Annotated in this window: 15 protein-coding genes; all 15 read left to right on the top strand. The window is 40.2% G+C overall.

Annotation, left to right across the window (positions count from 1 at the left end; genetic code table 11):
- The first annotated feature begins 137 nt into the window (after nt 1-137).
- On the top strand, nt 138-1,481 hold the full coding sequence (asnS, locus tag HMPREF0849_RS06675; protein ID WP_000167166.1) for an asparagine--tRNA ligase: 1,344 nt from the start codon (nt 138-140) through the stop codon (nt 1,479-1,481).
- A gap of 125 nt (nt 1,482-1,606) precedes the next feature.
- Nucleotides 1,607-2,812 (top strand): MFS transporter, encoded by a 1,206-nt coding sequence (locus tag HMPREF0849_RS06670; protein WP_000476802.1) that lies wholly within the window; start codon nt 1,607-1,609, stop codon nt 2,810-2,812.
- A 134-nt stretch (nt 2,813-2,946) separates the two neighbouring features.
- Entirely contained in the window at nt 2,947-3,237 is a 291-nt protein-coding gene (gene rpsF / locus HMPREF0849_RS06665; RefSeq protein WP_001151782.1) for a 30S ribosomal protein S6, read from the top strand.
- Nucleotides 3,238-3,248: 11 nt separating this feature from the next.
- On the top strand, nt 3,249-3,719 hold the full coding sequence (ssbA, locus tag HMPREF0849_RS06660; RefSeq protein WP_000609596.1) for a single-stranded DNA-binding protein SsbA: 471 nt from the start codon (nt 3,249-3,251) through the stop codon (nt 3,717-3,719).
- Between the two features lie 31 nt (nt 3,720-3,750).
- Nucleotides 3,751-3,990 carry a 30S ribosomal protein S18 gene (gene rpsR / locus HMPREF0849_RS06655; protein ID WP_000068664.1) on the top strand — a complete coding sequence of 80 codons (240 nt, stop codon included), beginning with the start codon at nt 3,751-3,753 and terminating at the stop codon, nt 3,988-3,990.
- A 231-nt stretch (nt 3,991-4,221) separates the two neighbouring features.
- The gene (locus tag HMPREF0849_RS06650) at nt 4,222-4,731 is read left to right on the top strand and encodes a GNAT family N-acetyltransferase (protein ID WP_000858589.1); all 510 of its coding nucleotides are present in this window, start codon (nt 4,222-4,224) and stop codon (nt 4,729-4,731) included.
- Between the two features lie 436 nt (nt 4,732-5,167).
- Nucleotides 5,168-6,316 (top strand): non-hydrolyzing UDP-N-acetylglucosamine 2-epimerase, encoded by a 1,149-nt coding sequence (wecB, locus tag HMPREF0849_RS06645; RefSeq protein ID WP_000734430.1) that lies wholly within the window; start codon nt 5,168-5,170, stop codon nt 6,314-6,316.
- Between the two features lie 6 nt (nt 6,317-6,322).
- Entirely contained in the window at nt 6,323-7,102 is a 780-nt protein-coding gene (locus HMPREF0849_RS06640; protein WP_000800618.1) for a hypothetical protein, read from the top strand.
- Between the two features lie 9 nt (nt 7,103-7,111).
- Nucleotides 7,112-7,252, top strand: a complete 141-nt coding sequence (locus HMPREF0849_RS10715; RefSeq protein ID WP_000176309.1) for a hypothetical protein — start codon at nt 7,112-7,114, stop codon at nt 7,250-7,252.
- Nucleotides 7,245-8,555 carry a glycosyltransferase family 2 protein gene (locus tag HMPREF0849_RS06635; RefSeq protein ID WP_000625364.1) on the top strand — a complete coding sequence of 437 codons (1,311 nt, stop codon included), beginning with the start codon at nt 7,245-7,247 and terminating at the stop codon, nt 8,553-8,555. The genes HMPREF0849_RS10715 and HMPREF0849_RS06635 overlap by 8 nt, the downstream gene beginning before the upstream one ends.
- Before the next feature lie 8 nt (nt 8,556-8,563).
- Nucleotides 8,564-9,667, top strand: a complete 1,104-nt coding sequence (locus tag HMPREF0849_RS06630) for a glycosyl hydrolase family 8 (RefSeq protein WP_000856186.1) — start codon at nt 8,564-8,566, stop codon at nt 9,665-9,667.
- Nucleotides 9,668-9,789: 122 nt separating this feature from the next.
- The gene (locus HMPREF0849_RS06625; RefSeq protein ID WP_000338998.1) at nt 9,790-11,190 is read left to right on the top strand and encodes a bifunctional Cof-type HAD-IIB family hydrolase/peptidylprolyl isomerase; all 1,401 of its coding nucleotides are present in this window, start codon (nt 9,790-9,792) and stop codon (nt 11,188-11,190) included.
- A gap of 1 nt (nt 11,191) precedes the next feature.
- Nucleotides 11,192-11,551: a S1 RNA-binding domain-containing protein gene (locus HMPREF0849_RS06620; protein WP_000689615.1), complete on the top strand. Its 360-nt coding sequence runs from the start codon at nt 11,192-11,194 to the stop codon at nt 11,549-11,551.
- 53 nt (nt 11,552-11,604) lie between these two features.
- Nucleotides 11,605-12,354 (top strand): tRNA1(Val) (adenine(37)-N6)-methyltransferase, encoded by a 750-nt coding sequence (locus tag HMPREF0849_RS06615; protein WP_000657018.1) that lies wholly within the window; start codon nt 11,605-11,607, stop codon nt 12,352-12,354.
- A complete protein-coding gene (locus tag HMPREF0849_RS06610; RefSeq protein WP_000349631.1) occupies nt 12,344-12,628 on the top strand; it encodes a GIY-YIG nuclease family protein in 285 nt (94 codons plus the stop codon). Before HMPREF0849_RS06615 ends, HMPREF0849_RS06610 begins: the two co-directional genes overlap by 11 nt.
- Nucleotides 12,629-12,645: the final 17 nt, after the last annotated feature.

The raw sequence follows: 12,645 nt of genomic DNA, 5'->3' as shown, positions 1-12,645 counted from the left end.
CCTTTTTGGCGAAGATTTTTTGTAACGAAAATCTCGCGATTTTTCTCTAGTAGAACCTAGCTATCACATTCTATTTATGGTAAAATAGTGGGTAATGATGTCTTCGGACAAGTTAAACGAAAAAAGGAAGATAGATTATGACAAAACGTGTAACAATTATCGATGTAAAAGACTACGTTGGTCAAGAAGTGACCATCGGAGCCTGGGTTGCCAATAAATCAGGAAAAGGGAAAATTGCCTTCTTGCAATTGCGTGATGGAACAGCCTTCTTCCAAGGTGTAGCCTTTAAACCAAACTTTGTAGAAAAATTTGGTGAAGAGGTAGGTCTTGAAAAATTTGAAACGATCAAACACTTGAGTCAAGAAACTTCTGTTTATGTGACAGGAATTGTCAAAGAAGACGAACGTTCTAAGTTTGGCTATGAGTTGGATATTACAGACATCGAAGTGATCGGTGAATCTCAAGACTACCCTATCACACCAAAAGAACACGGAACAGACTTCTTGATGGACAACCGTCACTTGTGGCTCCGTTCTCGCAAGCAAGTGGCTGTGATGCAAATCCGTAACGCTATCATTTATGCAACTTATGAGTTCTTTGACAAGAACGGCTTCATGAAGTTTGATAGCCCAATTCTTTCAGGAAATGCGGCAGAAGATTCAACTGAACTCTTTGAAACTGACTACTTTGGAACGCCAGCCTACTTGAGCCAATCAGGTCAACTTTACCTAGAAGCAGGAGCTATGGCTCTTGGCCGTGTCTTTGACTTTGGTCCAGTATTCCGTGCGGAGAAATCAAAAACGCGCCGTCACTTGACTGAGTTCTGGATGATGGACGCAGAGTATTCTTACTTGACACACGATGAGTCACTTGATTTGCAAGAAGCTTACGTAAAAGCCCTTCTTCAAGGTGTCCTTGACCGTGCACCTCAAGCCTTGGAAACCTTGGAACGTGATACAGAGCTCTTGAAACGCTACATTGCAGAGCCATTCAAACGCATCACTTACGATCAAGCCATTGACCTCTTGCAAGAGCATGAAAACGATGAAGATGCTGACTACGAGCATTTGGAACATGGCGATGACTTTGGTTCACCACACGAAACGTGGATTTCAAACCACTTTGGTGTGCCGACATTTGTTATGAACTACCCAGCAGCTATCAAGGCCTTCTACATGAAACCAGTTCCTGGAAATCCAGAGCGCGTGCTTTGTGCAGACTTGCTCGCACCAGAAGGTTACGGAGAAATCATCGGTGGTTCTATGCGTGAGGAAGACTACGATGCCCTTGTAGCTAAGATGGATGAACTTGGTATGGATCGTACAGAGTATGAATTCTATCTTGACCTTCGTAAATACGGTACAGTTCCACACGGAGGATTTGGTATCGGTATCGAGCGTATGATAACCTTCGCAGCTGGAACCAAACACATCCGTGAAGCCATTCCATTCCCACGTATGTTGCATCGTATCAAACCATAAAATGAATCCAAACGCCCTTAGGGCGTTTTTTCAAAGTAGAAGAAAGAAGAGGTGGAGAACATGTAAAGCACAGCTTAACAAGTGACAAACACAAAGATACAAATACACTTGTTAAAGGAGAAACTATGTTTAAACGAAATTACCGGAAGAATATCGGTCTCATGGCTGGTGTGGAATTTTTTGCCTTTCTGGGCATTACCAGCTTTTGGATTCTATTTCTCAGTCAAAACGGGATGTCGCTTTGGCAGATTGGCTTATTGGAAAGTATTTTTCATGCCACCAGTGTCATCTGTGAAATTCCCTCAGGAATGTTAGCTGACCGCTATTCCTATAAAACCAATCTATATTTAAGTCGAATAGCTGGGATTGCCTCGTCTATTCTCATGTTAGCAGGGCAAGGTAATTTTTGGATTTACGCACTCGCTATGGTGGTGAGTGCCTTGTCTTATAATTTTGATTCGGGGACGAGTGCAGCCATGGTTTATGATTCGGCCGTGGAGGCTGGATTAAAAGAGCGCTACTTGTCTATCTCCAGTTTTATGTCAGGAGTCGCAGAAGGGACTCGGTCTTTGGGGACCGTTTTAGCGGGATTTTTTGTCCATGGTCAATTGCACTTGACCTACTATATCATGATTGTTACTTCTATAATCGTTCTTTTCCTAACTTGGATGCTAAAAGAGCCTAGTGTTAAAGCGCAAAAATCTGAGCGTTTGACGATGAAAAAAATAATCTGGACTGTCAAAGAGGAGTTGCGGAGAAACCCCAGTCTTTTTAGTTGGATGATTCTTTCCCAAATCATCGGGACACTGATGTGCATGTTTTATTTTTACTATCAAAATCAACTTCCTGACTTAGAAGGGTGGCAGATTTCGATGGTCATGTTGATGGGCAGTGTTTTGAATATCTGGGCAGTTTATCTAGCAAGTAAGATTGGAAAGAGGTATTCAGCCTTAAAACTCTTTCCCATTCTTGTACTCTTGACGGGAGGAACTTATTTGCTTTCCTACTTTGGTACGCCGCTGATTTATATTTTGGTTTATTTGATCAGTAACGCCTTATATGCTCTCTTTCAGCCGATTTTTGATAATGATTTACAAAAGCGACTCCCAAGTGAGGTACGGGCAACCATGCTAAGTGTCTACTCTATGATGTTCAGCCTAAGCATGATTATCATTTTTCCTCTGACGGGATGGTTGATTGATTATCTAGGATTTGTAGTAGCCTTCCTTTACTTAGGGCTCATTTTAGTACTAGCCAGCTTTTTGCTATTTTTCATTTTGAAAGAGATGGCTGGAGCTTTGAAACTGGAAGAGGATGTTATTTCTAAGTAATAAAGTTATTTTTTCACTTTTATCTTTTTTACTTGCTATCTATCAGTTTTTCTAGTATAATAGTTTATTGTGAGCAAACCTCACTTACCCCTTGCAAAGACTAGGGGTCATTAGACCAAAAGGAGGAAATATCAATGGCTAAATACGAAATTCTTTATATCATTCGTCCAAATATTGAAGAAGAAGCGAAAAACGCTTTGGTAGCACGTTTTGACTCTATCTTGACTGACAACGGTGCAACTGTTGTTGAATCAAAATCATGGGAAAAACGTCGTCTTGCATATGAAATCCAAGATTTCCGCGAAGGACTTTACCACATCGTTAACGTTGAAGCAAACGATGACGCAGCTCTTAAAGAGTTTGACCGTCTTTCAAAAATCAACGCTGACATTCTTCGTCACATGATCGTCAAACTTGACGCGTAAGAAGGTAAATTATGATTAACAATGTTGTACTTGTAGGGCGTATGACACGTGACGCTGAGTTGCGTTATACCCCATCAAATGTAGCAGTTGCGACTTTTACTCTTGCAGTAAACCGTACATTTAAGAGTCAAAATGGCGAACGTGAGGCTGATTTCATCAATGTCGTTATGTGGCGCCAACAGGCTGAAAATCTTGCTAACTGGGCTAAGAAAGGCTCTCTTATCGGGATCACAGGCCGTATCCAGACTCGTAGTTACGATAACCAGCAAGGACAACGTGTCTACGTAACAGAAGTCGTGGCTGAGAATTTCCAAATGTTGGAAAGCCGCGGAGTGCGTGAAGGACATACAGGTGGAGCTTATTCTGCACCAACTGCTGGTCAATCAGCACCTGCAAATCCAGTACCAGACTTTTCACGTTCTGAAAATCCATTTGGAGCAACCAATCCATTGGACATTTCAGATGATGATTTACCATTCTAATGGACAATTAATACTATAAAGGAGAAAAAACATGGCTCAACAACGTCGTGGCGGATTCAAACGCCGTAAAAAAGTTGATTACATCGCAGCAAACAAAATTGAATATGTTGATTACAAAGATACTGAGCTTCTTAGCCGTTTCGTTTCAGAACGTGGGAAAATCCTTCCTCGTCGTGTAACAGGAACTTCAGCTAAAAACCAACGTAAAGTAACAACAGCTATCAAACGCGCTCGCGTAATGGCTTTGATGCCTTTCGTAAACGAAGATTAAAAAAGAGGTCCAGTGGACCTCTTTTTCATGAGCTCGGAAATAAGAAAGCGAATTAAGACCCTTACGGGTCTTTTTTTCAGGTCTGAGTGGACCTCTTTTTCAGATTTTATAGGACTTTGTTAGAAAGGATTCCCTGTTGACCTAGTAAGATTCTTTTGTCTTACTAGGTTTTTTCTTTTAATCTTTATTATCGTGCTATAATGGTAGGAGAAAGCTATAAAGGAGCAGCTTATGAAGACGACATGTTCAATTAGAAAAATGCAAGAATCTGACATAAAAGAACTATCTCGAGGATTTATCAGCCAAGGTTGGCCAAGTAGAGAGGAGATTTTAACTCGATACTTTAAGGAGCAAGAATGTGGGGAGAGAGAAGTCTTAGTTGCAGAGGTTGAGGGTGCTTTAGCGGGTTATATCACAATTTTGCCCTGCGCTAAGCAGGGTCCCTTTGCTGGAATGGCTCCAGAACTTTCAGATTTCAATGTATTTGAACCTTTTCAAAATCAAGGTATTGGAAATCTCTTGCTGGAAGAAGCAGAAAAACGAGTTAGGCTCATATCGGATAATGTGACCCTTGGTGTTGGGCTCCATTCAGGGTATGGACCTGCCCAGAGATTGTACATCAAACGAGGCTATATTCCAGATGGGACGGGTGTTTGGTATCAGAACCATCAACCGGCCATGAATGCGGTTTGTGAAGATATTGGAGAATTGGTCTTGTATCTGTCGAAAAATTTGTTTTAAGACAGATTTTATAAGATTTAAATTTTAAATATAGTAAACAATCACAGTCCCTTTTTCATTCGGAAAAGGGATTTTTTGTTTGAAATTGTTTGATTTATTCTTCAAAGTAGTAAAATATAATTGTTTGAATTATCAAGATAAAAATAAATATCGAAAAAAACATATAAGGTTTAGTTTTTTTAAATACGGATTCTTTTGAAAAGTCTTAAAAATTCCTAAAATAAGGCTTTTTAAAGGTTGTAAATAATATTGTTACAAAAAGGTTACAAATTGTTAAAATTAAATTAAATGAAATAATATAATTTGGAAAAAATTTGACATATAAATTAATTGACGGTAAAATAATTAAGATAATCAAATTAATTGATTTGCGTAATAATTCGATATAAAGATTAATCTGATGTGTCAAATTTTATTATAGTAGAAGGATAGCATAATGAAGAAATTGAAAGTGATGGTTGTTTTTGGAACACGACCAGAAGCCATCAAAATGGCCCCTTTAGTGTTAGAATTGCAAAAACATAGTGACAGCATTGAGACAATCATAGTTGTGACAGCTCAGCACCGTCAAATGCTTGATCAAGTTCTTGAAACTTTTAGCATCGAGCCACATTATGACCTGGATATTATGGGGAAAAATCAATCCCTCTTAGATATTACTGGAAAAATTTTAGAAAAGTTTGATCCAGTTGTTAAGCAAGAACTTCCAGATATAATTCTTGTTCATGGAGATACAACGACAACTTTTGCAGCAAGTTTAGTTGCTTTCTATAATCAGGTACGTATCGGCCACGTTGAAGCTGGTCTAAGGACATTTGATAAGTATTCTCCTTTCCCAGAAGAAATGAATCGTCAGATGACTGATAACCTAGCGGATCTCTATTTTGCTCCAACTAGTGAGAGTAAAGAAAATCTTCTCAAGGAAAATCATCCTGAGTCTGCTATTGTCATTACGGGAAATACAGCCATTGATGCCTTGAAACTAACCGTTCAATCGGATTACTACCATGAAGTTCTAGATCAATTGGATCCAGATAAGAAACTTGTATTGGTAACCATGCACCGTCGTGAGAATCAAGGTCAACCAATGAGAAATGTCTTTGCAGCTTTACGTGAGATGGTCGATCTTCATCAGGAAATTGAGGTTGTTTATCCTGTTCACCTTAGCCCTGCTGTGCAAGAAGCAGCAAACGATATCTTAGCTGGTCACGATCGTATTCACTTGATTGAGCCTTTAGATGTACTTGATTTTCATAATTTGGCTTCAAGAAGCAATTTTATCATGACTGACTCTGGAGGTGTTCAGGAAGAGGCACCTTCTCTCGGCAAACCTGTCCTTGTCCTTCGTGACACGACGGAACGTCCAGAAGGAGTAAGAGCAGGTACTTTGAAGTTAGTTGGTACGGATCCAGTACGTGTGAAAGAAGCGATGGCAGCACTCTTAACAGATGAAACTCTTTATAGACAAATGTTTCAGGCACCAAATCCTTATGGAGATGGAAGAGCCTCTGAACGAATCGTACAATCCATTCAACAGTACTTTGGGGCAGCAACTTCGGTATCTGAATTCAAAGGGGGGAAATAAGATAAAATGAAAAATTGGAGTCAATTTAAAAACTGGCTTATGGCTTTGCTTGCTTGTGAGGTCATTCTTTTGGTGCTTTGTTTTTTGTATGCTCGAGCAATCATTTTAGAACAAATCTTGTTTTTAGCTTTAGCCTTGTTTGCCGTGTTGGTATTATCTGACCTTTTGCTTACTTGGACCCTTATCTTAGCATTTGGCTTTGGACTTATCGTTTTGGTTGCGGGTGTGGTTTATATCCCAATCATTCAACTGATCTTCTTATTAATCAGTTTTCCACTTTTGATTGGGATTCTACTTAAGGTTCGTTATTATTTCTTCAAGGTGGCCTCAAAGGTACAAGAACAGGAGGACGCAGCTCGAGCAGATTATCAAGCGATGGTCGCTGAACAAAGTGATGTTACGGTTCAATCTCTATTGATTCACTGGGCACATGAAGATTTGTTCTTCCAGATTAAACCGAAAGAACATAACCAGATGCTCAGTCGAATTCAAGAGGTGATCGCTCAGGAGTTGAGTTACAATGATAAGCTCTATTACGTTTCGGATGGTAATTTTCTCGTTCTATCGAGTACTAACCAACATTCTTTGAAGGAACTTTACTTTAGTGGTTTGCAGGAGAAACTGAGCAGTTTAGTTTTTCATGGAGAAGATGGAAACCAAGGAATTCAATTTCAAACAGGTTACCTGATGATTAACTCTGAAAATAGAAGTAAATATAAAGACTACTCAGATGTTGCTAGTCATTTAAAGCGTCAACTCGAGACGGATGTAATTGTAGAATATTAGGAGGGAAACATGACTTTAACCGAACTATTTTTTGGTATTGCTTTGGGACTCAGTCTCTTTTTTGGCATTTGTTTTGTCATACTATTTATTGCTTATAGTGTACTTTACCATCGAGTGAATAAAAATTTTAAGGCGGTGAATCATGATTAGTCAAATCTTAATGATTTTTACTCTGCTTACTATTTGGATTTCTCTGGCTTGGGGTTTGGTAATTCTCTTTTCAGCAGTACACTTTTGGTTTAAGCACAGTGATTTTCGTGTAGATACTTCGCCACTACCTTATTATCCTAAGGTCACCATTGTTGTTCCTGCCCATAATGAGGATGTGGTTATTGCCCAAACAGCAAGAGCTATTTTGGACATGAATTATCCTCACGACCGTGTGGAATTGCTCTTGTTTGCGGATAACTGTTCGGATAACACCTATGCAGAATGTTTGTCTGTACAAGCCATGCCTGAATATGCTGAAAGAAATCTAACCATTATAGACCGTACTGGGACAGGAGGAAAAGCAGGTGTTCTAAACGATGCCCTTAAGATGGCAACAGGCGAATACATCTGTGTCTATGATGCGGATGCTATGCTTGAAAAGAACGCCCTTTATTTCCTTGTCAAAGAAGTGATGAAGGACCCTGAACGCCATGTGGCATCTTTCGGTCGAAACAAGACTCGAAATGCCAATCAAAATTTCTTGACACGTTGTATCAACCAAGAAATTGTTGTTACCCAGCGGGTGCACCATGTTGGGATGTGGCATCTCTTTAAAATTGGTCGTATCCCAGGAACCAACTTTATCATTCAAACCGACTTTGTAAAGAGCATCGGGGGTTGGAAAAATGGTGCCTTAACCGAGGATACCGATATTTCCTTCAAAATCATGCAGAGTGGTAAATTGATTGCCCTTGCTTATAACTCAGAGGCTTTCCAACAAGAACCTGAGACTTTAAAGAGTTACTATATGCAACGAAAACGCTGGGCTAAAGGAAATTACGAAGTTGTTCTCTCAAACTTTAAGCATCTATTTGGCGGAGCAAACTGGCGAGTTAAACTAGAAGTCTTTAACTATTCATGTGTTTTCTTTTGGTTTAACTTTGCCATTGTTCTATCAGATTTGATCTTCCTAGCGAATGTGCTAGCAATCTGTCTTAACCTATTCTTCCCAGATATCAGGGTTCCGTTCGCTTTTGATGCGGACAATATCTATATTGCCCAGCTCATGCTCTTTAACTGGATTCTCATGATTGGTCTCTATTTGATGCAAATTATGACGGCATTAGCAAGTCAGTTTGGACAAGCGACGACAAAGCAAATCTGGTTAGCTTTGGCTGCCTATTTCACTTATGCACAGATGTTTATCGTTGTTTCCATTGATTCCATTTCTTCAATCGTTCTGGACAAGATACTCCGACGAAAAGAAACCAAGTGGGTTAAAACCAAGCGATTTGCAGGATAGGAGGTTCTATGAAAACGAATAAATTAAAATATGTATGGTTTGTGCTCATCCTTTCTATCTTTTGTTTAACCTTGTTTTTGGCAAGAGGAAGGAGTAAAGTCGAGATGCGAAATCGTATTTACCGCCAATGGAGCCAACAGTTTCTGGTGACTAAGGGAGATCAGTCCTATGTCCGCACGACAAATGATTCTGAAGAAACAACAGTTCTATCAGAAGCCCAAAGTTACGGGATGCTCATAACAGTTTTAGCAGCCCAAAAAGGGCAAGCAAGTCAAGCAGATTTTGAGAATCTTTATCGTTACTACCAAAATCATCGTATTGAGGGAACGCAGTTGATGTCTTGGAAGCAAGTGATCAAAAATGATAGCGAAACGGTCGAGAAACAAAATGCAACTGATGGAGATCTCTATATCGCTTATTCTTTGATTGAAGCTGCCAAGCAGTGGCCAGATAAAGCGCAGGAATACCAAGCGCAAGCTAAAAAAATCTTAGAAGATATTCTTAAATACAATTACAATGAAGAGACAGGTGTTTTAACAGTAGGAAACTGGGCAAACAAGGATTCTGATTATTATTACTTGATGCGGACGTCTGATACTCTTCCTCACTATTTCCAATCTTTCTATGACCTGACTGGAAATAAACAGTGGTTAGATGTTAAGGATAAGATGCTTGGGCAATTGGAGCAAATCAGTTCTCATTCTGATACGGGTCTCTTGCCAGACTTTATCTGGGCTGAGAAGTCAGGGGCACGCCTTGTTGATGCCAATACTATCGAATCTCAATACGATGGAGCGTATTCTTATAACGCTTGTCGTTTGCCTTATCACCTGTCACAGAGCCAGGATGAAAGAAGCCAAAAACTCGTTCAAAAGATGATGGATTTCTTTATGAAAGAGCAACGCATTTATGCTGGATATGACTTGAATGGATCTGCCCTCAATCAATACCAGGCAGGTAGTTTCTTGGCACCGATTACCTATGCATCTGACAAGGGAGAAGGTTATCTAAAACTTCTTCAGCAAAATAAATACATTTTCACACAAGATTTACCTTTGGACAACTACTATGATGCAACGATGATTACCATGATTGCTCTAGAGATGTTCTAGGATGAAAAGAGAGGGCTAGTTTTACTGGCTCTCTTTTTGATAGGATTTTCATCTTTTTTCAAAAAGGGAATTTCATCAGCTTTATGGTATAATGGAAAGAGTGATAAAAAAGAGGTAGAGAGATGGATGCAAAATTAAAATACAAGGCAAAGAAGATTAGAATTGTCTTTTTTGATATTGATGATACCTTGCGTACGTCAAAGACGGGCTTTATTCCAGCTACAATTCCCACTGTTTTTAAGCAGTTGCGAGAGAAAGGGATTTTAACAGGTATCGCCTCTGGGCGAGGTATTTTCGGTGTTGTTCCAGAGATTCGTGAGCTCAAACCGGACTTTTTTGTAACCCTAAATGGGGCCTATATAGAAGATAAAAAAGGTCAGGTCATTTATCAACATCAGATTGACAAGTCAGATGTTGTGGAGTACATTTCTTGGACGAAGGAAGAGGGAATTGAGTACGGCCTGGTTGGTAGTCATGACGCCAAACTCTCCACGCGAACAGAACTGATCAGTGAAGCTATTGATCCGATTTATCCAAACTTGGATGTGGATCCTAACTTCCATGAAAAAGCAGATATTTACCAGATGTGGACCTTTGAGGATAAAGGGGATGACTTGCACCTACCAGAGTCTTTATCGGATAAACTTCGCATGGTGCGTTGGCATGAACATTCATCTGATATCGTGCCGATTTCAGGATCCAAAGCAACTGGTGTAGCCAAGGTTGTAGAACATCTAGGCTTGAAACCAGAGAATGTCATGGTCTTTGGGGATGGTCTCAATGACTTGGAACTCTTTGATTATGCTGGAATCAGTATTGCTATGGGAATTTCTCATGATAAAATCAAAGAAAAAGCAGATTATATTACAAAAACAGTAGAAGAAGATGGCATTTTTGATGCCTTAGAAGGATTTGGTATGGTAGAAAAAGAATTGCATTTCCCACAAGTAGACATTGAAACAGTAGAAGGTCCGCTAGCGACCATTAAAACAAATCACGGAGACTTGCGTATCAAGCTCTTCCCTGAACAGGCTCCCAAAACAGTAGCAAACTTTGTTGCTCTGTCAAAAGACGGTTACTATGATGGTGTGATTTTCCACCGAATTATCAAGGACTTTATGATCCAAGGTGGAGACCCAACTGGTACTGGTATGGGTGGTGAGTCAATCTACGGCGACTCTTTTGAAGATGAATTTTCAGAAGAACTCTACAATATCCGTGGTGCCCTTTCTATGGCCAATGCTGGTCCAAATACCAATGGTAGCCAGTTCTTTATCGTGCAAAACCAACATTTGCCATACTCTAAGAAAGAGATTGCGCGTGGTGGCTGGCCAGAACCAATAGCTGAGATTTATGCAGAACAAGGTGGAACTCCTCACCTTGACCGTCGTCATACTGTTTTCGGGCAGTTGCTAGATGCTGAATCTTTTGCGGTCTTGGATGCCATTGCAGCTGTTGAGACAGGTGCAATGGACAAGCCAGTTGAAGATGTAGTAATTGAAACGATTGAAATTGAGGACTAGAATGAAAATTGGTGATAAGCTAAACGGGCGTATTACAGGAATTCAGCCCTATGGTGCCTTTGTCGAGTTAGAGACAGGGGTGACAGGGCTGATTCACATCTCGGAGATTCGGACGGGATTTATTGAAAATATCTATGACATTTTAAAAATTGGCGATGAAGTTCAAGTTCAGGTGGTGGATTTTGACGAATACACTGGGAAGGCCAGTCTTTCTATCCGTACCTTGGAAGAGGAAAAACATCAATTGCCAAGACGGAGACGTTTTTCAAATGATCGGATCAAGCACGGTTTTGCACCACTTGGACGAATGATGCCTGTTTGGACGCGTGAGGCATTAGAGCATTTAAAGAAGAAGCCATAAATACGATTATCTAAACCATTTGTAATATTAACATTATTTGTTATAATAAAAGTATGAAAGAAGAACAATTATTAAAACCAGGAGAGCGAATCAATCAGCTCTTTTCGACAGATATCAAGATCATTCAAAATAGAGAGGTGTTTAGCTATTCGGTGGATAGTGTTCTTTTATCACGCTTTCCTCGCTTCCCTAAACGGGGTTTAATTGTGGACTTTTGTGCTGGAAATGGTGCAGTGGGACTTTTTGCTAGTTCACGTACTCAGGCGCGGATAATATCTGTAGAGATTCAGGAGCGCTTGGCGGATATGGCAGAGCGTTCGGTTCAGTTGAATGGCTTGGAAGAGCAGATGCAGGTCATCTGTGATGATTTGAAAAATATGCCTGCCCACATTCAGGGAAGTAAGGTGGATATGATTTTGTGCAATCCGCCTTATTTTAAGGTGGATCCGCATTCTAATCTGAACGAGAGTGAACATTACCTTCTGGCCAGACACGAAATTACGACTAACCTAAAAGAAATTTGCCGTAGTGCTCAGAGTATTCTCAAGTCTAATGGCCGTTTGGCCATGGTTCATCGTCCAGATCGGCTCTTGGATATCTTAGACATGCTTCAACGCCATAATTTGGCACCCAAGCGCCTGCAATTTGTCTATCCTAAACGTGAGAAGGAGGCTAATATGCTCTTAATCGAAGCTATCAAGGATGGATCGACCAGTGGCTTTAAGGTCTTGCCACCACTCATCGTTCACAATGATGATGGTTCTTATACACCAGAAATTCAAGAGATTTACTATGGATCATAAGGCCTATATGTATGTGGTGGAGTGTCGCGACGGTTCTTACTATACGGGCTATACAACGGATGTGAAGAGGCGCCTTGCCGTTCATAATAGTGGTAAGGGAGCCAAGTATACCCGAGCTCGCTTGCCAGTCAAACTCATCTATGTAGAGGGTTTTGCCAGTAAGGAAGAAGCCATGTCTGCCGAGGCTCTCCTCAAACGAAAGAAACGTCCTCAGAAAGAACGATTTTTATCTGAAAATCAAGAGAAAAATCTAGTCAACCATATTGATGTCTAAGGAGGAGTCTTTTGGCT

Source organism: Streptococcus sp. C300 (genome assembly GCF_000187645.1).
Taxonomy (GTDB): Bacteria; Bacillota; Bacilli; order Lactobacillales; family Streptococcaceae; genus Streptococcus; species Streptococcus oralis_CQ.
The sequence above is the reverse complement of the archived record's forward strand: the minus strand, read 5'-3'. Positions and strand labels throughout refer to the sequence as shown.